Below are 21,830 nucleotides of genomic sequence, written 5' to 3'. Positions count from 1 at the left end.
GCACAGGAATCATCATGACAGCGAATCTGGATCACTGCGCTCTGGCACCCGACCTTCAGGAGTGGACAGATAGCGACCTGCGGGTGGTTGAGCAATTCTCGCATCTCGTGACCGTGCAGCTCGACATACTGGCGCAAGGGCCCGAACGCAAGCGCTTGATCGACCTGGCCACGCGCGCGCTCCACGAGGCGCGCGCCTCGCTAGGCGCCGCGCCGCCACTCACGCCGGTCCAGCTTCCCGTGTCAAAACTCAAGGCCTCGGATGTCATTGGACAAGGATGGGTGGCGCTCTCGCAGGCGTCGCTGTATCGCGCGGTGGAAAGCAAGCGGTTTTATTGCGTGACACCCAAGGGGCGCAGTATCGGCAAGGAGTTTCCGTCCTGGCAATTTGTTCAGCCCGTGCCGGAACTGATTGCGCCAGTACTGGCCATCCTTGCCGACCAGCCGGGCAGTGAAATCCATGCCTTCTGGATCAGCAGTGCCGAGGAATTCAACGAATTATCCCCGGCCGAGATGCTTGCAGGCAAATCTTTTGAAACGCGCGCCGAGGTGCATCCCAGCCAGCAAGCGCTGCTGGATCTGCCGGCAAGCGAGAGATTACGCAAGGTTCTTGCGGCGGCGAAGTGGCAACATAGGGGCATGGCCGACATCATAGGCTAGCCCGGCATGACGCCTGAACTAACAACTATCCCGCCAGAAATGACCGCACGCCTGCCGGTGCTGGTATCGCTGCGCGCTGAATTATTGCGCAACGTCGTCACCCTTCCAGCAGGCCAGGCCATGGTACGCGCAGCGTGGAACACGGCATCCATCTGGCCGGCGACCGTCCAGCGCACGTACCGCTTCGGCCCACCTGCCGAGCTGGCCGGCCCGGACGGCTTCCCCTATCACTGGGTGTATATTGCGGATGATGCCTACACGGCTGCTTGGGAAGCCCAGCTTTGCTGCAACGACGTCACGCGCCCGGGCACCTTTTATATTGCGCTTGGCGCGGAACAAGCGCTGATCGCAACCTTGTCATTCAGCGCCCCGCTGCAATTGCTCGACCTGACAGGGCTGGCTGCCAGCCGGCTGGGTATTTTTGACCAATTGCGCAGCCCCGATCACACCTGGTGCCAATGGCTGGGCTGGCAACTGGATCAGATCATTGCGCAAGAGGCAGGCGCGATTCATGGCTTCATGTATCCATCGCGCCGCCAACCCGGCAAACTTGCGTATACCCTTTCTTCACGCCACATGGCAACCTTGGGCCAGGCCATGGCGTGCTCACAGCGGGCATTCGGCGACAGCCCTGCGTATGCACAGTTGCTGGCCGATCACCTGCGCGTGGACCCACCCTGACCTGACACTCCCTACACCGGCTCGCGCCACTTGTCCTTGATCTCCAGCATAGCTGGCAGCTGCTCGATGAACAGCGCCAGCAGGGTCGGGTCGAAGTGCGTGCCGCTGTCGCGCTGCATGGTGGCGATGGCTTCTTCGACCGTCCAGGCGCGCTTGTAGGGGCGCTCGCTGGTGAGCGCGTCGAAGACGTCGGCGATGGCGACGATGCGGCCTTCGTGGGGGATTTCCTCGCCTTTCAAGCCGTGCGGATAGCCGCTGCCATCCCATTTCTCGTGGTGCGTGAGGGCGATGATGCGCGCCATTTTCAAGAGGCCGCCCGCGTGCTCGCCGATGATGGCCGCACCGATTTGCGCATGGCGGCGCATGACGCTCCATTCTTCCGCATCGAGCTTGCCCGGCTTTTGCAAGATGGCGTCGGGGATGCCGATCTTGCCCACGTCGTGCATGGGGGCCGCATTCAATAAGTCTTCCGCCCTGGCCGCGCTATAGCCGGCCGCCAGCGCCAGCTGGCGCGCGTAATAGCTCATGCGGATGACGTGCATGCCCGTCTCGTTGTCCTTGTATTCGGCCGCCTGGCCCAGGGTCTGGATCACCTGCAGGCGCGAGCGGCGCAATTCCTCTGCGTCCACCAGCGACAGATGCGTGCGCACGCGGGCGCGCACGATGGGCGGGCTGACGGGTTTCGTGATGTAGTCGACGGCGCCCGCATCAAAACCATCCGCCTCATCCTTCACGTCGCACAGGGCGGTGACGAAGATGACGGGAATCGGAGCCGTGGCCGGCATGGCTTTCAGCTGGCGGCACACCTCGTAGCCCGTCATGGCGGGCATCATGATGTCGAGCAGGATCAGCTCGACGGGGTTGTTCTGCGCCAGTTCCAGCGCCTTCTCGCCATCCTTGGCATACAGCAGGCGGTAATCGTCCTGCAAGATCTGCCGCAGCACCTGCAGATTCGTCGCTTCATCGTCCACCAGCAGCAGGATCGGTTTGTCTTCGTGTAAGGTCATCGCTAGCCCAATATCAGGAAAGGTCGGCCGGCGCCGGCGCTTCCAGCCACGCCAGCAGCTGGCGCAGCACGCCCGCAGCGCGCGCAAATTCAAAGTCGTCGATGGCGCTGGCCAGCGCCTGCAGGCGCTGCTGCTGGCCGTGCGGCGCCAGCATGGCGGCGATCTGCGCCATCAGGGCGTCATCCAGCTGTCCGCCTTCCAGGCTGGCGATGGCTTGCCGCAGCAAGGCAGCAACGGCGGAGGCATCGAGGGGCGCGCTGGCGGCCGGCGCCTGCATGGCCACGGCTGGCATACCCACCTCTTCCAGCTCGCCGGCCAGCGCCATGAAGGCGGCGGCCAGCTGCACCAGCAATTCGGTCGCCGGCAGCTGGCCCGCGATGGCTTGCTCGATGCGTCCCAGCAGGCTTTCGACCTGCACCAGGCACAGGTTGCCCGCCGCGCCCTTGATACGGTGCAGCAAGTGGCCGGCCACGCTGCTGCCGCCACGTTCCAGCTCCGCCGCCAGCATGGCGGCGCAGTCGCCATTGGCTTGCACGAAGCGCGCAATGGCCCGCTGCAAGGCCTCGCGGCTACCCCACAGGGCGATGCCGCGCTGCCAGTCCACCTGGCCGGCGGGCGCACGCGCCGCCGTGCCGTCCGCCGGCGGCGGCATGGCCACGGCGATATCGAGCAGGCGGGCGATTTCCGCCGTCAGCTTGTGCATCTCCAGCGGCTTCGAGGCAAAGCCATTCATGCCCGCCGTCTGCGCGGCGCGCCGGTCCTGTTCCAGCACGCTGGCCGTCAGGGCGATGATGGGCGTCGCCTTCAAGCCCTGTTCACGTTCATGCAAGCGTATCAGGCGCGTCGCTTCCAGGCCGTCCATGCGCGGCATCTGCACGTCCATCAGGACGATGTCGAAGCTGCCCGTGCGGAATTCGCGCACGGCGCTCTCGCCATCGCTGGCGGCGATCACCTGGTGTCCGGCCGCGCCCAGGGTAATTAGCAGCAGCTCCACATTCTGCGGCACATCGTCTGCCGCCAGGATGCGCAGCGGCGGCAAGGCCACCACGGGCTGCTCGCTGCGGCGCAACACGGCCTTGCCCGGCGCCAACGGCAACAATACGTGGAACACGCTGCCCACGCCCAAGGTGCTTTCCACCGTGATGGTGCCACCCATCAGTTCGACCAATTGCAGCGAAATCGTCGTGCCCAGGCCCGTGCCGCCAAAGCGGCGGCTCATGGAAGAATCGGCTTGCGTAAAGGGGGCGAAGATCTTGTCCAGGCGGTCGGCGGGGATGCCGATGCCCGTGTCGTGCACGGCGATATGCACCTGCTCGCCCTGCATGGCGACGGCCACGCGCACATGGCCAACTTCGGTGAACTTGACGGCGTTGCCGATCAGATTCGTCAGCACCTGCTGCACCCGGCGCGCGTCGCCCAGGAAGAACTGGCCCATGCCCGGATCGACATCCACATGCAGCACCAGGTCGCGCGCCTGCGCCGTGATGCGCAGGGAGGCCGCCACGTGGTCGACCAGGTCGGGCAGCGAAAAGTCCACCAGTTCCAGCTCGGTGGCGCCTTTTTCCAGCTTGGCTGTGTCGAGGATGTCGTTGAGCAGCTCGAGCAGGGAACGCGCGGACTGGCGCACCGTGCCCAGATGGCGGCGCTGCAGGCTGTCCAGGGCTGTCCCCAGCAGCACTTCCGTAAAGCCGATGATTGCGTTCATCGGCGTGCGGATTTCATGACTCATGTTGGCCAGGAAGCTGGTTTTCGATTCGGCGGCCAGCTCGGCGCGGTCTTTCGCCGCGCGCAGGTTTTCCTGCATGGCGCGCCGCTCGCTGACGTCGGTGGCCAGCTTGACCACCTTGAACGGCTTGCCATCCGCGTTGAAGATCGGGTTGTACGAAGCCTGTATCCACACTTCCCGGCCATCCTTGTCGATGCGCTTGTACTCGCCCGTGTTGAACTGGCCATTCGCCAGCTGCTGCCAGAACGCGATGTAGTCCGGCGAGGTCACGTAGCCCGGTTCGCAGAAGATGCTGTGGTGCAGGCCCAGCACGTCGTCGAGCTGGTAGCCGACCAGATCGAGGAAGTTCTGGTTGGCCGCCAGGATGCACCCTTGCAGGTCGAACTCGATGACGGCCGTCGCGCGCGAGATGGCCGTCACCTTGCCTTCGTATTCGGCATTGCGCAATTCGCTTTCCGTGATGTCGAGGATGACGCCGTCGATCCAGCGCACCACGCCGTCGTTGTCGAGCACGGGGCCGCTGCTTTCGCGTACCCAGCGCTCGCGTCCGTCGCGGTGGATCAGGCGGTAGACGTTCTCGAAATCGCGCCGTTCGCCGGCCGCCTGCACGCATGTGTCGTTGACGCGCTGGCGGTCGTCCGGATGCACGAGGTCGAACAGCCTGACCCGCCCTTCGGCGAAGTCCTGCGGCATCCAGCCGGTCAGGTTGAAGACGGCATCGCTGATGAAAATCATCTTCCATTCGGGCGCGAAGCTGCAGTGGAAGGACACGCCGGGGATATTGCGGATCAGGGTGCGGTACTGGCGCTCGCTATCCTTCAGCGCCTGCTCCATGCTGCGCGACGAGCGCATATCCGTGACAAACGCCACGAACAGGGGCTGGCCCGGCGTGTCGATCTTGCCGATCGCCACGCGCATGGGCAGCACCGCACCATCCTTGTGGCGACCATCGAGTTCGCGTCCGCTGTCGAGGATGCGCGAGGCGCCCGTTTCCAGGTAGTCGCGCAGATAACCCTCGTACTCGGCCGCGTCGGCCGGCTGCAGCAGCACGCTGGCGTCGCGCCCCACGATGTCGGCCTCGAGCCAGCCGAACAAGCTTTCCGCAGCGGGATTGAAGGAGCGCACCTTGCCCTGGCCATCGATCGTGATCAGGCCATCGGCGGCCGTATCGACGATGGCGCGCAGGCGCGATTCGCTGACGCTGGCCTGGCGCAGCAGCTGGCGGTAGCGCAGCAAGCCGTTCGCGGCGGCCACGAAGACGGTCAGGGTGACGGTGATCAGGGCCACGGCCAGGGCCACGAACGAGGCTTGCACCGTAATCGTGTTCTCGCCTGCAGTGGGGGTGCCGGAAAAGCGCGCCGCCAGCATGCCCGTGTAATGCATGCCGGAAATGGCAAGGCCCATCACGACACTGCTGACCAGCAGCGCCGTCAGCGGACTGAGGCGCTGGCGCAAGGCGCTCAGGCCGAAGCGTATCCACAGCGCCAGCATGGCCATGACGACGGCCACCAGCAGCGACAGGGAAAACAGCCACGGTTGATAGTGCAGTGTCAGCGAGGTTTGCATGGCGGCCATGCCGCTGTAATGCATGGAACCGATGCCCAGCCCCACCAGCACGCCGCCCACCACCAACTGGCGCCAGCTGATGCGCGGGCGCGCCAGCAAGTGCAGCGCGACCCACGAGGCCGCCACGCCGGGCAGCATCGACAGCAGAGTCAGGCTGGGATCGAAGGACACGCGCGTGCAGATGTCGAAGGCCAGCATGCCGATAAAGTGCATCGACCAGATGCCGCCGCCCAGCGCAATGGCGCCCGTGATGATGGCAGTCTGGCGCTGGAAGCCGCGCTCGCTGCTGCGCGCCATGCCGGCGATCTGCAGCGCCATGAACGAGGCAAAGATGGCGATGCCGATGGAAAACAGCACCAGCCCGACATTGTGCGTGCCATAAATGTACGGCATGGTATCGGTCGAGACGGCGAAGATGGAACTCAGCATACTGTCGTGAACTAAATAAAATGAAACGTGACGTCGCAAAACATGACTGCGCACCGCGCGCCGGCGCCACGCTTTTACTAAAGCGGCAACACAGCGGAAATGACAACGATAGCAGTCGACCAGGGCAAGACTCGGTCATCACGCCCGCGCCTGCCGCGCGGGGGAAAAGTGCTTTTTACAGAGAGAAAAAGCGGAATGGGTACGAACTCTGGCGCGGATGACTGGCCGCCAGCGTGACGATGATTTTTTAAAGAGCCATGAGTATAGTTGCTTTGCGAACATATTCATAGGACTTCAACAATATCATGGCAAGAAAGGCAATGTTCTGCGACCCTTATGCGACAGCGGCCCGCCGCTCAGGCGGGCGGCATCAGCGGCCAAGCGGACAGGCGCCGCGTCGCCCGGCGCAAAGCGTATCCATTCGGCGCGCACCGGCTTGCAGGGTCTGGCGGGAATACCGCTCAAGCGTTGGATGCCAGCATGCCGCGGAACCACGCCAGTTGCTCGCGCGTCAGGTAGTTGGCGCCATCGCCATGCAGGATAACGATCTCGATCTCGGGCGGAATCGACGCGATCAGCTGCGCGCCCGTCACGGGAAGCTTGGGAAACGCGATGCCGGCCAGGAAGGCCGGGTCTTCCGCCACCGTCACGCAGCGGCGCTCGGGATTGGGCGACGGCACAAGAAACAGGTCGATCTGCTCGCTTTGCCCGCCGATGACGACGTGCAATTGCGCGGCCAGCAGTTCGGGCAGGATCAGCTCGATGTTATTCTCGGTGCGCGATAGCTGGAAAGCGTTTTTCAGGGGCGTCAGGACAGGCGTGGCGGACATGGGAGCAGTGTAAAAGTGAAGACGGCGGCAGTGTATCAGAGGCGCCCGCACAGGCGCGCTCTGCTGGAGCAGCCGCTACAGCTTGTAATTCAAGGACAGCAGCACGCTGCGCGGCGCGCCGTAGCGTTCCAGCCCACCCGACCAGGAATAGCCGAGCCCCTGGTAATAGCGGCGGTCGAGCACATTGTCGACACTCACGCGCAGCTGCAGCTGCTCGCTGAGACGGTAGCCAGCCGTCAGGCCGACGATGGCGTAACCGCCCTGCTGCGTCAGGAAAGCCTTGTCGCGGCGGTCAATCTTGTCCTGCGCGTAGATGGAGGCGCCCAGGTTCCACTGCGCCAGGCTGCCGCTCAGCTGCACATTCGTGTACAGCTTGAACAATTGCTTTGGCTCATCGGTGGCAATGCGCTGGCCGATGTTGGCGGCCACGCTATCCTTCGTGTACTTGGCCAGCACATAAGTGTAGCCGCCCGCGATCTGCCAGCCCGGCAGAGGTGAGCCCGACAATTGCAAGTCGACGCCTTCGCTCTGCACCTGCCCGGTAGCGCGGGCGCAGTAGATGGCGCCGCCGGTCGGACAATTGACCTCATCGGCCATGGCGCGGTTGTTTTGCCGGATGCGGAACACGGCACCGCTGGCATTGAGCCTGCCGCCGAAATACTCGCCCTTGACGCCCGCTTCCAGGTTGCTGCCGCTCAAAGCCGGCAAGGTATTGCCGCGCGCATCGAGCGAACTTTGCGGCTGGAATATCTGCGTGCCGCTCGCATACACGGAATGGTGCGCGTCCAGGTCGTAGACCATGCCCGCGTACGGCGTGAACTTGGCGTTTTCCGTCAGGTCGCGGCGCCACGTCGGATTGGTGGCATACCAGCCCGTGACATCCTGCGCATACCAGCCGAAGCGCCCGCCCAGCACCAGGCGCAGCGGATCGGCCAGGCTGAAGTTGCCGGCCGCATAAATGCCCTTCTCGTCCGTCTTGCGGCCCCAGTTGTACGGCTCGAACGGCGCGCCGCGCATCGGGTAGGCGTGCGGATTCCAGTGGCCGATATCGATCACACGCGTTTGCGCGCCGTCCCAGCTCTGGGCCGCGTCCGAATCGTCATGGCGGTAGCTGGCGCCGACGATGACGTCATGCTGCCGACCGAACCAGGTGACGGGGCCGCTCAAGCGCCAGTCGGCCACCACTTGTTGCGTGCTGTACTTCCAGCCCGTTTCCGACTGTTCCAGCAGAAACGTTGCGCCATCGACGCGGCTGTTGGTGGTATTGCGCGTGCTCGACGAGGCATCGATGTGCGTGATGGCGAAGCGGCTGCGCCAGCCCTGCTCCAGCTTCGTTTCCAGGTCGGCGAAGACGACGTTGTTGTCGCGTTTCTGAAAAGAATCGGCATTGTTCAGGAAAGTCGAGCGTGGCAAGTCCATGTGGCGACCGTCGGGCAAGGTCGGCAAGCCGACGAACACGCCGTCGGTACGGCTGTGCTGGCGCGAAAAACCGATGCCGGCCGTGGTCGACGGCGTCAGATCCGCCTCGACGATCGCATACACGGTGCCGTTGGTATTGTTGACCACGTCGACAAAGCTGTCGCTGTCGCGCCAGCTGGCCGCCACGCGCCCGCGCACGCTACCCGAGGCGTTCAGGGCATTGCTGGCGTCGACCGTCAATTGCCGGTCCTTCCAGCTGCCCAGGTGGGCAGACGCGTTCAGCAAGGGCGTGGCCGTGGGACGCTTGCGTATCATGTTGATGCTGCCCGACGGTGCACCCGCCCCTTCCATCAAGCCCGTGGCGCCGCGCACCACTTCCACACGGTCATACATCAGCATGTCGGCTGAGACGTTGCGTTCATTAAACTCTGTGACATCGAGCGGCAAGCCATCGACATTCACGTGGCTCAAGGCAAAACCGCGCGCGAAATACGTGGTTTCCTGGTCGGACACGCCTTGCGTCTTGCCATACAGGCCGGGCGTGGCGCGCGCCACATCCTGCAAGGTGGTCAAATCGAAATCTTCCATTTGCTGGCGCGAAATGACGCTGACCGTTTGCGGCGTGTGGCGCTGCGACAGGTTCAAGCCCGTGGCCGTCGACATGGCGCGCGACGTATAGAGCCCCGTGCCTTCCGTGGCGCGGTCCGCCTCGGCGCTGACGATCACGGCGGGCATGCTGGCCAGGCCGCCATCGGCCGTGCTGGTATTGATCTTGCGCAACAGGTAATTGCCATTGCCGTTTTCAAGCACGTCGAGGCCGCTGCCTTGCAGCAGTTTTTGCAGGCCGGCGGAGACGCCATGGCGGCCCTGCAAGCCTGGCGTCGCCAGGCCGTCGAGCACCACGCCCTGGGTGGACAGGTTGATCCCGGCGGCGATGGCAAACGATGCCAGCGCGCTGCGCAGGCTGCCGGCGGGGATATGATAGTCGCGCATATTGGCGGCAGGGCTGGACTCGGCGGCGAGCGCCGTTTGCGGCAAGCCGGCGCCGGCCGCGCCCATGGCGAGGAGCAGGACCAGCGCGGCGCGCACGGCGCCGGTGGTGGGATGGAGCGCGAGTGGCGTCCATGGTGAGAGTAAGCGGTGCTGCACAGCCATGTGGACCCTTTCGATGGTTCGGATTGTTCGTTCTCTACCTTGTATGACGAAGCAATCTGAAAAAAGGGACAAAGAAAATGCAAATTGCGCGCATGTCAGCTTACGCCGCCTCGACACTGATCCAGTAGCGCGTGCGGCGCGCCAGCCGGATCGGCAAGGAGCGCTGCAGCAAGAGCAGGATGTTGTCCGGGTCGTTCAACTGGAAAATGCCGTCCACGGGCATGGCGGCCAGCGCCGGATCGCAGCGCAGCACGCCGTAGCGATAGCGCGCCACCTGTTCGAGTACCTCGCCCAGCGGCATGCGCTCGGCGATCAGCACGCCCTGCAGCCAGCCGGCAGCGTGCGGCGCCAGCGGCGACAAGGGGGCAACGGCCACGTCATCGAAACTGCCCTGCTGGCCCGCATTGACCCTGCGCACGGCCTCGGGCGCCTGCGATGGCTGGATCTCGACGGCACCTTCGCTGACGCTCACCTGCGTGCGCGGCGCCAGCACGCTGCCGCCCTGGTGCACGCTGAAGTGCGTGCCCAGCGCGCGCACGGCGCCATTGCTGCTGCGCACGAGAAACGGTCGCGCCGGCACGGCCCGGTCGTGCGCCGTAGCGACGTGGATTTCCCCGGCATGCAGCACGACCTGCCGCAATGCCGCGCCGTAATGCACATCGATGGCCGTATCCGTATTGAGCACCAGTTGCGTGCCATCCGGTAATGTCATGTGGCGGATTTCGCCCCTGGCCGTGCGGATGCCGGCGCGCCACGCTTGCCAGGGTGCCGACTGGCTGGCCAGCCACAGCGCCGGCCCGGCCGCGATCAGCCCGGCCAGGCCGTAGAGCACGGCACGCCGCTGCGGCGACTGCGGCACCGCGTCCGCCGTCTGGCGCAGCGCGGGCGGCACGCTGGCCAGGGTGCTGCACACCAGCTCGGCCCGCTTCCACGCCGTTTCGTGCGCGGGATCGCCGGCGCGCCAGAACAGGAAGGCTTGCTGCTCGTCAGGGTTCAAGGCGCCTGCATGCAGGCGCACCAGCCATTGCGCTGCCGCCCGGGCGGCGCGGGGATCGATGGCAGTCATGCTGGCGCTCACAGGATCAGCAGGATGCAGCGCTCAAACGCCTGCACCATGTAGCGCTTGATGCTGCGCTCGCTCACGGCCAGGCGCCGCGCGATTTCCCCGTAAGCGAGGCCGTCGACATGCGCCAGCAAAAAAGCGCTGCGCACCAGCGGCGGCAAGCCGTCGAGCATGGCATCGATGCGCTGCAAGGCCTCCAGTACCAGCAAACGCTCTTCCGGCGACTGCATCAGCAGATCGGGCTGCTGCGCCAGGGTTTCCAGCCACGCCTGCTCCAGCGAGACGCGCCGGTAATGGTCGATCAGCAAGCGCTGCGCCACGGTGGTCAGGTAGGCGCGCGGTTCGCGCAAGGTCTGCCGGCCTTCCGGCGGCGCCATCAGCAGGCGCAGGAAAGTATCCTGCGCCAGGTCGGCCGCATGGTCGGCGCACTGCAGCTTGGCGCGCAGCCAGCGCATCAGCCAGCCGTGGTGATTGCTGTAAATGACGGCGATCGATTCGCCGGATTGCGCCATGTTCACTAGGGACTCCTGCGCTGCAAGCGGCAAGGTGGAGGGTTTGCGATAGCCGGGTGGAACACGCCACTCAACTGAGAATAATTCTCATTATCGCAAACACTGCGCGCCCGCGTCAATGCCGGCGCCTGCCCCCGCACGGAAACTGTTGTTTCAAGCAGGATGGCACGCCTGTCGCGCGCCTGTCATGAGGCCAGCGTGCGTTTTTCGGGCTTTGCGGCCAGCACGAAGGGAATGGCTAGCGGCCCCAGAAACACCACCAGGATGACCCTGACAGCGGTTGTTTTCAAGGAGCGGCGTTTGGCAATGTAGAGGCAAGCGAAGGCCGACAGCGACCAGATCAGGGCAGGCAGGTATGCAGTCATCATGGACTCCGGAAGCCTTACAAGATAGGAAAACCATGCTGACACGGAAATGTGGTCACTGCAATGGCTGATTGGACATCTGCCATTGCAGTACGCGGCCAACGGCCCTCTTTCAGCCATTCTTAAGGCTGCAGGCGGCTGTCGGCCAGCGATGTGGTCAATAATAGACGATCAGTGCTGGCCGATCTTCATGATTTTCAGTGCATTCGTGCCGCCGACCTTGCCCATCGGCTCGCCCCAGGTCAGTACGACCGTGTCACCCTTGGTCACGACCTTATGTTCCAGCAGCAACTCTTCCGCCTGCTGCAAGACCTTGTCGCGGTCGGTGCCGGACGTCAATTCCAGGGTGCTGACGTTGCGGTACAGGGCCAGCTTGCGGCGCGTGCCTACGCTCGGGGTCAGCGCGACGATGGGGATGTCGATGTTGCAACGGCTCATCCACAGGGCCGTGGAACCCGATTCCGTCAGTGTGGCGATGGCTTTCACGCGCAGGTGATGGGCCGTAAACAGCGCGCCGTAGGCGATCGACTGGTCGATGCGCGAGAACGTGGCGTTGAGGAAGTCGGCATCCAGCTTGCAGGTATCCCACTTTTCCGCGTCCAGGCAGATGGCGGCCATGGCTTCCACCGTCTCGATCGGGTAGCGGCCCGAGGCCGTTTCCGCCGACGTCATGACGGCGTCCGTGCCATCGAGCACGGCATTGGCCACGTCGGACACTTCCGCGCGGGTCGGCACGGCGTTAACGATCATCGATTCCATCATCTGCGTTGCCGTAATGGCAAGCTTGTTCGACGCGCGCGCCATCTTGATCATGCGCTTTTGCAGGGCCGGCACGGCCGCATTGCCCACTTCCACGGCCAGGTCGCCACGCGCCACCATGATGCCGTCGGAAGCGTCGAGGATTTCTTGCAGCGCAGGAATGGCTTCCGCGCGTTCGATCTTGGCGATCATCATCGGCTTGTGGTCCCACGCTTCGCCGGCGATATTGGCCAACTGACGCGCCATCACCATGTCGGTGGCGTTTTTCGGGAAGGACACGGCCACGTAATCGGCCTGAAAACTCATCGCCGTTTTCACGTCTTCCATGTCTTTCGCCGTCAGCGCTGGCGCCGACAAGCCGCCGCCCTGGCGGTTGATGCCCTTGTTGTTCGACAATTCACCGCCGATTTTCACGGTCGTGTGGATTTCGCTGCCGACGACCTTGTCCACCGTCAGGACGATGAGGCCGTCGTTGAGCAGCAGCACGTCGGCCGTGCGCAAGTCGCGCGGCAATTCCTTGTAGTCGAGGCCGCAACGCTCGATATTGCCCAGCTCGCCGTTTTCGCCCCATTTCGCGTCGAGGATGAACTTGGCGCCGTTTTCCAGGAAAATCTTGCCTTCTTCAAACTTGCCGACGCGAATTTTCGGGCCTTGCAAGTCGGCCATGATGGCCACTTCGCGGCCGCACAGGGCCGCCGCTTCGCGCACCATGCGGGCGCGGTCGATATGGTCTTGCGCCTTGCCATGCGAAAAGTTCAGGCGCACGACGTCGACGCCGGCCTTGAACATGCGGACCAGGGTATCGATATCGTTCGAAGCGGGGCCGATGGTGGAAACGATCTTGGTGGCGCGTTGCCGTACTTGCATGGTCATGGTGTGCTGCTTTCTATAATGAGTTGCTACAAGGGCCAGCCTTGTGGGCCGGCCGTCATGGTGCGCTGGATCAGCGGTGGTTCTTTCTTACTTGGCCGCCATCAGGGCGACCGTGGTGTCGAGCATGCGGTTCGAGAAGCCCCACTCGTTGTCGTACCACGACGACACTTTTACGAGGCGGCCCGAGACCTTGGTCAGGGTCGAATCGAAGTTCGACGAGGCCGGGTTGTGGTTGAAATCGATGGAAACGAGCGGTTCCGTCTGGTACGTCAAAATGCCCTTCAGCGCGCCTTCAGACGCCGTTTTCAGCAAGGCATTCACCTCTTCCACCGTCGTATCGCGCTTGGCGATGAACGACAGGTCGACCAGCGAGACGTTAATCGTCGGCACGCGGATGGCAAAGCCATCGAGCTTGCCATTGAGTTCCGGCAAGACCAGGCCGACAGCGGCAGCGGCGCCCGTCTTGGTGGGGATCATCGAATGCGTGGCCGAGCGGGCGCGGCGCAAGTCTTCATGCATCACGTCGGACAACACCTGGTCATTCGTGTAGGCGTGCACGGTGGTCATCAGGCCCGATTCGATGCCGATGGCATCGTTCAGGGGTTTCACCAATGGCGCCAGGCAGTTTGTTGTGCACGAAGCGTTGGAAATGACCGTATCGGATGCCTTCAAGACATGCTGGTTGACGCCGAACACGATGGTGGCATCCACATCCTTGCCGCCCGGTGCGGAAATGATGACTTTCTTTGCCCCGCCCTTCAGGTGGGCCGAGGCTTTTTCCTTGGTAGTGAAGAAACCCGTGCATTCGAGCACCACGTCGACACCCAGTTCGCCCCAGGGTATCAGGGCCGGGTCGCGCTGCGCGAAGACGCGGATGCGGTCGCCATTGACGAGCATGTTCTCGCCATCGATGGTGACGACGCCGGGAAACTTGCCGTGCACCGTGTCGTAGCGCGTCAGGTGCGCATTCGACTTGGCATCGCCCAGGTCATTGATGGCGACGATCTCGATATCCTGCTGCTTGCCGCCTTCATAAAACGCGCGCAAGACATTGCGGCCGATGCGGCCATAGCCATTGATGGCAACTTTGATGGTCATGCTGTCTCCTAGATGTTTTCTACTGAGTTCGTAAATCCAACCCAAGTGCAAGTACCGGGGTCGTACCCTCAGGGTACGACCCCAGCCCTAGCTTTTGGGCTTGATTTCATTAACCGCTATTGCGCAAGCCCGCGGCGATGCCGTTGATCGACAAATGAATGCCCGTGCGCGCCGCCGCATCCTGCTTGCCTTCGCGAAAACGTTTCAACAACTCCACCTGCACGTGATTGAGCGGGTCGATGTAGGGGAAACGGTTGCGTATCGAGCGCTGCATCAGCGGATTGGCTTGCTGCAACTCTTCCTGACCCGTGATCAGCTTCAAGGCGTCCAGGGTGGCCGCGTATTCGGCGCGGATGCGCGTGAAGATGGCGTCGCGCAAAGCCTTGTCCTTGACCAGTTCCGCATACTTGCCGGCAATGGCGATATCGCTCTTGGCCAGGACCATATCCATGTTCGACAGCAGGGACGTGAAGAAGGGCCAATCCGTGTACATGCCGCGCAGCACGTCCGCGCCGTCCACCGGATGGGCAGCCAGGTAGGCTTGCACGGCGGAACCGAAACCGAACCAGCCCGGCAGCATCAAGCGGCATTGCGCCCAGCTCAAGACCCAGGGAATGGCGCGCAAATCCTCGATGGACGTGGATTTCTTGCGCGAGGCGGGACGGCTGCCGATGTTCAGCGCGGCGATTTCCGCGATCACGGTCGATTCCCAGAAATACTGCTCGAAGCCTTGCGTGCCGTAGACGAGGTCGCGGTAGGCGTTCAGGGCCGTGCCGGACAGCTCTTCCATCGCGGCCAGGTGGCCCGCGCCGGCGGACGCCTTCGGCTGCAACTGTGCCTGCGGCAGCAGGGTCGACTGGATGGTGGCGGCCACCAGCACTTCCAGGTTGCGGCGCCCTACTTCCGGGTTCGCATACTTGGCCGTGATGACTTCGCCCTGCTCCGTCAGGCGGATCTGACCCTGCACGGCGCCGGCCGGCTGAGCCAGGATGGCTTCATAGCTGGGTCCGCCGCCACGTCCGACGGAACCACCGCGGCCGTGGAACAGGCGCAGCTTGATCTGGTATTCCTTGAAAACGGTCACCAGTTCGATCTCGGCCTTGTAGAGTTCCCAGCCGGATGTCAAAAAGCCGCCGTCCTTGTTGCTGTCCGAATAGCCGAGCATGACTTCCTGCTGGTCCGCGCGCGAGGCAAGCAAGCCACGGTAGAACGGCAAGCCGAACGCGCGCGCCATGATGGCGGGGCCGGCGCGTAAGTCGTCGATGGTTTCAAACAGCGGGATGATGTTGACGTCCGCTTCGCGGCTATCCTGGCGCAGCAAGCCCACTTCTTTCAGCAGCAAGGCCACTTCCAGCAAGTCCGAGACGCTGGCCGCCTTCGAGATGATGCAGTTCGGCACCGATTCACGGCCATATTTGACATGGGCGTCGCGCACGGCGCGGAAAATGTCGAGTTCGGACGTGGTTTCTTCCGAGTATTGCGCATATGGCGAAGTCAGCAGGCGTGGCGACTCCAGCTCGGCCAGCAGCACGGCGATGCGCTGCTCTTCATCGAGGTCCAGGTAGACAAGACCCGGCTGGGCGCCGGCGAACAGTTCGCCCACGACGCGCTCGTGCACGTCGGAATTCTGGCGCAAGTCCAGCGGCGCCAGCGAAAAGCCGAAGACCTTGACGGCGCGGCGCAGCTGGCGCAGCCGGCCACGCGCCAGCGCGCGCAAGCCATTGCTGACGAGAGAATGCTGGACCACGTCCAGGTCGGCCAGCAACTCAGCTGCCGCGGCATACGGCTGCACGCCTTCGGCTGGCTTGCCCTTGCCGCACAAGGCGACGCGCGTCGCTTCCAGGCGCGCATGGATACCATGCAAGGCGCGGCGGTACGGCTCGTCGACCCGGTGTGGCGACGCATCGGCCGAACGTTCGGCCAGCGCGCGCAGCGGCTCGCTGCAGGCATTCAGTATTTGCGCCAGCGACAGCTGCGAAGCGAGCTTGCGCAATTCACCGAGGTAAAAGTCGAGCACCTTGTCGGCCTGCGTTTGCAGGGTGCTGCGCAGGATATCGGCCGTGACAAACGGGTTGCCGTCGCGGTCGCCGCCTATCCAGCTGCCGACCTTCATGAAATTGGGCAATTCCGCATCTTCCCAGCGGGCATCGCGCTGGGCCAGCATGGTTTCCAGCGAGGAATACAATTTCGGCAATTCGCGCAAGATCGTGTGGTCGTAGAACGACAGGCCATTGGCCACTTCATCCATGACAGACAGCTTGCTGGTGCGCAGCAGACGCGTCTGCCACAGGGTGACGATGCCGCGGCCCAGCGCTTCTTCGTTTTGCTCGGCCTCTTCCGGCGTCATTTGCACGCGGTCGCGCTCGCTCAACAGGCGCGCGATGGCCATCTGGCAATTCTGGATGCTCTTGCGCTGCACTTCCGTCGGATGCGCCGTGAAGACGGGGCTGACAAACGCATCTTCAAAGAACGATGCCAGCGCATCGGCCTTGCCCGCGTCGAACACATTGCCGACGGCATGGCTGAGGCTACCCTGGCGCGGCGGCGAACCGGCGATCAAATGGGCGCGCGTACGGCGGATGTGATGTTGGTCTTCTGCAATATTGGCCAGCAGCGAGAAATAGCTGAAAGCGCGCGTCAATTGCGTGGTTTCTTCCTGCGACAGCGCTTGCAGCGCGTCCGACAGCTGCGCGCGCGCCACTTCATCATTGTCGCGGCGGAAACGGATGGCCAGCTGGCGCACATGCTCGATGCGCTCAAAGGCGGGGTCGCCCAGGTGGTTGCGGATGGCGTCGCCCAGCAGACGGCCCAACTGGCGGATATCGCTGCTCAGCAGCTCGTCTTTCACTTCATTCATTTGCATGGTATTCATTTCCTGGGGCGGCCACGGCGGCACCGCACAGATTGCGTAGTACGCGCTCCCCGGCCCGGGAAACGCCCATCATCCATTTTGTAGTAAATTTACCTTATCGTCTCACCATCCTCTTGATTTTCATCAATAAAATCCACGCCAAAAGGGCCACAAAGGGCTTGCGAGCTATTTACCAGGGCAACAATATGAAAATTTACTACGCATTTAAGCGAAAGGCAACCACCTTTTGTCTTTCCAGGATGAAAAGTGACGGCGCAACACACATGGCGGTGGCGATGGCCAGGCACTCTCCTGTATGCTGGCGGATGAAACCAGGATGTAATCCACATCTTTATAAACGATACCCCATGCGACTGACTGCCTATACCGACTACACCCTGCGCACCCTGATGTACCTGGGCGTGCACCGCGACCGGCTCGTGACCATCCAGGACATCGCCGACCTGCATACCATCTCGAAGAATCACTTGATGAAGGTGGTGCACCAGTTGGGCCTGTCAGGCATCGTGGAAACGGTGCGTGGGCGCAATGGCGGCCTGCGCCTGGCGCGCGACCCGGCCGAGATCAATATCGGCACCGTGGTGCGCGAAACGGAAAACGATTTTTTCATGGCGGAATGTTTTAACAAGGAAAACAACACTTGCCCGCTGACGCCCGATTGCCTGCTGAAAGCCAAGCTGGGCCAGGCCACGGCCGCCTTCCTTGCCGTGCTCGACACGGTGACCCTGGCAGCCATCCTGGAGCCAACAGGCAATGTGCCCGCGCTGGCGGCGGGCGTGATTCCCTTGCACCTGGCAAAGTAAGCCCGAAGGTAGGTACGCTAGGCGGTGCGCTAAAACAACAATGCCCGGCAAGCCGGGCATTGTGCATTTCTACCGCTGGAGAATCAGCTTAGTGCGCGCTGGCACCAGAGGCGCCGATGCCCGTTTCCGAACGCATTTGCTGCGCTTCGTAACCGGCGCGGTCGATGCGCGCACGCGGGCTCTTGTCGAGTACCGAGAACAGCCAGATGCCGACAAAGCCTGCCGTCATCGAGAACAGTGCCGGCGAGGCATACGGGAACAGCGCTGCCGGATGACCCAGCACGTCGACCCAGACAGACTTCGACACCACCGTCAGCGCCACGGCCGTGGTCAAGCCCAGGAAGCCGCCGATGGTGGCGCCCCGCGTGGTGCAGTCTTTCCACAGCACCGACATGAACAGTACGGGGAAGTTCGCCGAGGCGGCGATGGCGAAGGCCAGCGAGACCATGAAAGCGATATTCTGCTTTTCGAAGGCAATACCCAGCACCACGGCAATAATGCCCAGGACGATCGTGGTCACGCGCGACACTTTCAACTCATTGGCGCCCGTGGCCTTGCCCTTCTTGATGACGGTGGCATACAGATCGTGCGAGACAGCCGACGCGCCCGACAGGGTCAAGCCAGCCACGACGGCCAGGATGGTGGCAAACGCGACCGCCGACATGAAGCCGAGGAACACATTACCGCCCACGGCCTTGGCCAGATGCACGGCCGCCATGTTGTTACCGCCCAGCAACTTGCCGGCAGCATCCTTGAACTCGGGATTGGTGCTCACCAGCACGATGGCGCCAAAGCCGATGATGAAGGTCAGGATGTAGAAGTAGGCGATCCAGGTCGTAGCCCAGAACACGGACTTGCGCGCTTCCTTGGCGCTCGGCACCGTGAAGAAACGCATCAGGATGTGCGGCAGACCAGCCGTACCGAACATCAGCGCCATGCCAAACGAGATGGCCGAAATCGGGTCCTTGATGAAGGAACCGGGACCCATGATGGCTTCCTTGGTGGCATGCACGTCCACCGACTTGGCGAACAGCGCTTCCGGGCTGAAATTGAATTGCGCCAGCACGGCCACGGCCATGAAGGTGGCGCCGCCCAGCAGCATCACGGCCTTGATGATCTGCACCCAGGTGGTGGCCGTCATGCCGCCAAACAGCACGTAGATCATCATCAATGTACCAACCAGGACGACGGCAATCCAGTACTCGAGGCCGAACAGCAGCTTGATCAGCTGGCCCGCACCCACCATCTGCGCGATCAGGTAGAAGGCCACCACGACGAGGGTGCCGGAAGCCGAGAAAATGCGGATCGGCGCCTGCTTGAAGCGGTAGGCGGCCACGTCGGCAAACGTATAGCGGCCCAGGTTGCGCAGGCGCTCGGCCATCAGGAAGGTGATGACGGGCCAGCCGACGAGAAAGCCGATGGCGTAGATCAGGCCATCGTAGCCGTTCAGAAAGACGGCGGCGGAAATGCCGAGGAAGGAGGCAGCCGACATATAGTCGCCCGCAATGGCCAGGCCATTCTGGAAGCCCGTGATGCCGCCGCCGGCCGTGTAGAAATCGGAAGCCGACTTGGTCTTCGCAGCAGCCCATTTGGTGACGAACAGGGTGAAAATGACGAAGGCGGCGAACATGATGATCGCCGTCCAGTTGGTCGGTTGCTTGACTGCCTGGCCCAGGTCGGCGCCGGCCGCCAGCACGCTGTTGCTGGCGCTCGCCAGCAAGGTCAAGGCTGCCAGGCAGGTGAGTTTGCGTTGCATCGATGGGGCGCGGTTCATGCTTGCACCCGTGCCTGGATGGCGCTGGTCAAGTCGTCGAATTGCTTGTTGGCGCGGCGCACATAAATGCCGGTGATCACCACGGTAAACACGATGACGAACAGGCCGATCGGCATGCCCCAGGTCATCACACCGGTGCCCGTTTTAGTGGCAAGAAATTCCTTGTTGAAGGCGATGAGCAGGATGTAGCCGTAGTACACCAGCATCATCAGGCCAGTCAGCGCCCAGCCGAAGCGGGAGCGTACCTTGAGCAGCTGATGATAGTTGGGATCTCCCTTGATTTTCTGAACCAGATCGTCATGCATTGTGTTGCCTCCTGTTATGTAAAAGCGTGCTCTTTTGTGCGAGCTTGGATTCACAGTACAGCGCGAGACTTACCCGCCCCTTACGGCAGCGGTTTTTTCTCGCAGGAGCAACACAAGACAGACAAGGTCAGTTCAGCGCGGCTGCCGGTCCGAAGAATTCATGGTGCGTCTGCTGTTCCGGCACGCCCAGCTCGCGCAGATATTGCTTGACGGCGCGCATGAAGGGCTGCGGTCCCAGGAAGTAGGCGTCGACGTCGCGCGAGGCCGGCAGCCAGTGATCGAGGTTCTCTTTGTTGAGCAAACCGACTGCATCGGGCGCCTCTTGCTCGCCGGCATGTTCCGCGTAGCAGTAATAACGTTGCAGTTGGGGGTGCTGCGCGGCCAGTGCGTCGATCTGCTGGCGAAACGCATGCACGCCCTGGTTGCGCGCCGCGTGGATGAAATGCACGGGACGCTTGCCGCGCAGGGCCGCCGTCAGCATCGCCAGGGTCGGGGTGATACCCACGCCGCCACTGATCAGCACCAGCGGCTTGTCGCTGTCCATCAGCACGAAGTCACCCGATGGCGGCGTCAGCTGCACCGTATCACCGGCCTGCACGTGGTCGTGGAAGAAATTGGACATCTTGCCGCCCTCTTCGCGCTTGATGCTGATGCGGTAAGTCTGGCCATTGCTGGCAGCAGACAAGGAGTACTGGCGGCGCATGGGCACGCCATCAACGCTGGCCAGCACGCCGATATATTGACCCGGTGCAAAGTCGAGCACGGACTGGCCATCGGCAGGCGCCAGCAGGAAGGACGTGATTTCCGCGCTTTCCACCGTCTTGCTGCGCACCAGAAAATCGCGCGCGCCGCTCCAGCCGCCGGGTGCGGCCGCCTGTGCCTTGTAGATGCGCCCCTCTTCACCGGCCAGGATGTCGGCCAGCTGGCCGTAGGCCGCGCCCCAGGCATCGATGACGGCGTCGCTGGCCACCTCGGCGCCCAGCACTTCGCGGATGGCTTGCAGCAGGCTGGCGCCCACCAGCGGATAGTGCTCGGCGCGGATCTGCAAGGCCACGTGCTTGTTGACGATGGTGGCCACCAGGTCGCCCAGCGCGGCAAGCTTGTCGATGTTCTTGGCATACATCAGCACGCCATTGGCCAGCGCGCGCTGCTGGTCGCCGCTGTGCTGGTGCGCCTGGTTAAAGTACGGCAGCACTTCGGGATGGTCGCGGAACAGATTCTTGTAGAAGTGGCGCGTCAGCGCTTCGCCGCCTTGTTCGAGGATGGGGACGGTGGCCGTAATGATGGCGCGTTGTTCTTGGGTCAGCATGTAAAACTCCTGTGTGTCTGTGTGTATTAGTAGGCGGTCTCAAGCCAGCGTTTCAACGGCTGGATACAGCTCGTGGTCTTCGCGCCGCATGCGCTGGAACAGCGCGTGCAGCACGGTATTGGCTTCGCTGCGGAAGGCATCCGGTTCGGCTGCCAGGCGCACTGGCGTATTCCAGCGGCCGGCGAAGTCCAGGTAGGCACCGGCAATGCCGTGCATTTCGTTTTCGTACTGGCGCCCCAGCTGCGCTACCTTGGCCACGCCGCAACTTTGCGCAGCCGGATACAGATAGCGCTGCTCGACGGCCAGATGCAGCTTGATCAAGCCGCTCATGGCGATGATCTGTTCGGCAATCGCCTGCGCCTGGGCGGCAACGCCGCCGCGTGCCAGCTGGCGCAAGTCATCGATGGAGGCCAGGATGGCCAGGTGCTGCTGTTTGAATTTGTCGATATTCATGGCGTGTTTCTCTTGTTGAGTGTTGCCAGTGTAGCGGAATTCGCTTAAACATGCAAATTACATGCATCTTTAATGCGCCGATGTTTCCTGCTGGAATCTGGGGCGACATGCGCCACTATGTGCGGCACAGAACACAGGCTACTGCCCTGCCTGCCTATAATTTATTCATCAC

Annotated in this window: 17 protein-coding genes; 3 read left to right on the top strand and 14 right to left on the bottom strand. The window is 62.9% G+C overall.

Features of this window, described 5'->3' with window-relative positions; all coding sequences use genetic code 11:
• The first annotated feature begins 14 nt into the window (after nucleotides 1-14).
• Both ACQ4WL_RS10650 and ACQ4WL_RS10645 read left to right on the top strand, forming a co-directional pair.
• Nucleotides 15-659: a hypothetical protein gene (locus ACQ4WL_RS10650; protein WP_436509697.1), complete on the top strand. Its 645-nt coding sequence runs from the start codon at nucleotides 15-17 to the stop codon at nucleotides 657-659.
• Nucleotides 660-665: 6 nt separating this feature from the next.
• Nucleotides 666-1,340, top strand: coding sequence for an RES family NAD+ phosphorylase (locus ACQ4WL_RS10645; protein WP_436509696.1), 675 nt, complete (start codon nucleotides 666-668; stop codon nucleotides 1,338-1,340).
• Nucleotides 1,341-1,351: 11 nt separating this feature from the next.
• Here ACQ4WL_RS10645 and ACQ4WL_RS10640 read toward each other — a convergent pair whose 3' ends face one another.
• From ACQ4WL_RS10640 to ppc, 10 genes are all read right to left on the bottom strand, one after another.
• Complete coding sequence (locus ACQ4WL_RS10640; protein ID WP_436509695.1) at nucleotides 1,352-2,347, bottom strand: HD domain-containing phosphohydrolase; 996 nt, start codon at nucleotides 2,345-2,347, stop codon at nucleotides 1,352-1,354.
• Nucleotides 2,348-2,360: 13 nt separating this feature from the next.
• Nucleotides 2,361-6,068, bottom strand: coding sequence for a PAS domain S-box protein (locus ACQ4WL_RS10635; protein WP_436509694.1), 3,708 nt, complete (start codon nucleotides 6,066-6,068; stop codon nucleotides 2,361-2,363).
• A gap of 461 nt (nucleotides 6,069-6,529) precedes the next feature.
• Nucleotides 6,530-6,898, bottom strand: coding sequence for a hypothetical protein (locus tag ACQ4WL_RS10630; RefSeq protein ID WP_436509693.1), 369 nt, complete (start codon nucleotides 6,896-6,898; stop codon nucleotides 6,530-6,532).
• 75 nt (nucleotides 6,899-6,973) lie between these two features.
• Nucleotides 6,974-9,472, bottom strand: coding sequence for a TonB-dependent siderophore receptor (locus ACQ4WL_RS10625; RefSeq protein WP_436509692.1), 2,499 nt, complete (start codon nucleotides 9,470-9,472; stop codon nucleotides 6,974-6,976).
• 100 nt (nucleotides 9,473-9,572) lie between these two features.
• Nucleotides 9,573-10,538, bottom strand: coding sequence for a FecR domain-containing protein (locus ACQ4WL_RS10620; protein ID WP_436509691.1), 966 nt, complete (start codon nucleotides 10,536-10,538; stop codon nucleotides 9,573-9,575).
• A gap of 8 nt (nucleotides 10,539-10,546) precedes the next feature.
• Nucleotides 10,547-11,047 (bottom strand): sigma-70 family RNA polymerase sigma factor, encoded by a 501-nt coding sequence (locus ACQ4WL_RS10615; RefSeq protein ID WP_436510069.1) that lies wholly within the window; start codon nucleotides 11,045-11,047, stop codon nucleotides 10,547-10,549.
• Between the two features lie 185 nt (nucleotides 11,048-11,232).
• Complete coding sequence (locus tag ACQ4WL_RS10610; protein WP_436509690.1) at nucleotides 11,233-11,415, bottom strand: hypothetical protein; 183 nt, start codon at nucleotides 11,413-11,415, stop codon at nucleotides 11,233-11,235.
• Nucleotides 11,416-11,583: 168 nt separating this feature from the next.
• The gene (gene pyk / locus ACQ4WL_RS10605; RefSeq protein ID WP_436509689.1) at nucleotides 11,584-13,044 is read right to left on the bottom strand and encodes a pyruvate kinase; all 1,461 of its coding nucleotides are present in this window, start codon (nucleotides 13,042-13,044) and stop codon (nucleotides 11,584-11,586) included.
• Nucleotides 13,045-13,131: 87 nt separating this feature from the next.
• Nucleotides 13,132-14,142 carry a type I glyceraldehyde-3-phosphate dehydrogenase gene (gap, locus tag ACQ4WL_RS10600; protein WP_116744589.1) on the bottom strand — a complete coding sequence of 337 codons (1,011 nt, stop codon included), beginning with the start codon at nucleotides 14,140-14,142 and terminating at the stop codon, nucleotides 13,132-13,134.
• Nucleotides 14,143-14,251: 109 nt separating this feature from the next.
• Nucleotides 14,252-17,005: a phosphoenolpyruvate carboxylase gene (gene ppc, locus ACQ4WL_RS10595; protein ID WP_436509688.1), complete on the bottom strand. Its 2,754-nt coding sequence runs from the start codon at nucleotides 17,003-17,005 to the stop codon at nucleotides 14,252-14,254.
• Nucleotides 17,006-17,361: 356 nt separating this feature from the next.
• On the opposite strand from ppc, the gene ACQ4WL_RS10590 reads away from it, so the two are divergent.
• Nucleotides 17,362-17,817, top strand: coding sequence for an RrF2 family transcriptional regulator (locus ACQ4WL_RS10590; RefSeq protein ID WP_436509687.1), 456 nt, complete (start codon nucleotides 17,362-17,364; stop codon nucleotides 17,815-17,817).
• A gap of 88 nt (nucleotides 17,818-17,905) precedes the next feature.
• Here ACQ4WL_RS10590 and ACQ4WL_RS10585 read toward each other — a convergent pair whose 3' ends face one another.
• From ACQ4WL_RS10585 to ACQ4WL_RS10570, 4 genes are all read right to left on the bottom strand, one after another.
• Nucleotides 17,906-19,591, bottom strand: a complete 1,686-nt coding sequence (locus tag ACQ4WL_RS10585; RefSeq protein ID WP_436509686.1) for a cation acetate symporter — start codon at nucleotides 19,589-19,591, stop codon at nucleotides 17,906-17,908.
• Nucleotides 19,588-19,896 (bottom strand): DUF485 domain-containing protein, encoded by a 309-nt coding sequence (locus tag ACQ4WL_RS10580; protein WP_436509685.1) that lies wholly within the window; start codon nucleotides 19,894-19,896, stop codon nucleotides 19,588-19,590. Before ACQ4WL_RS10580 ends, ACQ4WL_RS10585 begins: the two co-directional genes overlap by 4 nt.
• A 127-nt stretch (nucleotides 19,897-20,023) precedes the next feature.
• Complete coding sequence (gene hmpA / locus ACQ4WL_RS10575) at nucleotides 20,024-21,205, bottom strand: NO-inducible flavohemoprotein (protein ID WP_436509684.1); 1,182 nt, start codon at nucleotides 21,203-21,205, stop codon at nucleotides 20,024-20,026.
• A gap of 39 nt (nucleotides 21,206-21,244) precedes the next feature.
• Nucleotides 21,245-21,658, bottom strand: coding sequence for a hemerythrin domain-containing protein (locus tag ACQ4WL_RS10570; protein ID WP_436509683.1), 414 nt, complete (start codon nucleotides 21,656-21,658; stop codon nucleotides 21,245-21,247).
• Nucleotides 21,659-21,830: the final 172 nt, after the last annotated feature.

The sequence above is a fragment of the Janthinobacterium kochi genome (assembly GCF_051380715.1).
Taxonomy (GTDB): domain Bacteria; phylum Pseudomonadota; class Gammaproteobacteria; order Burkholderiales; family Burkholderiaceae_D; genus Janthinobacterium.
This window is presented reverse-complemented; position numbering and strand designations above follow the sequence as displayed.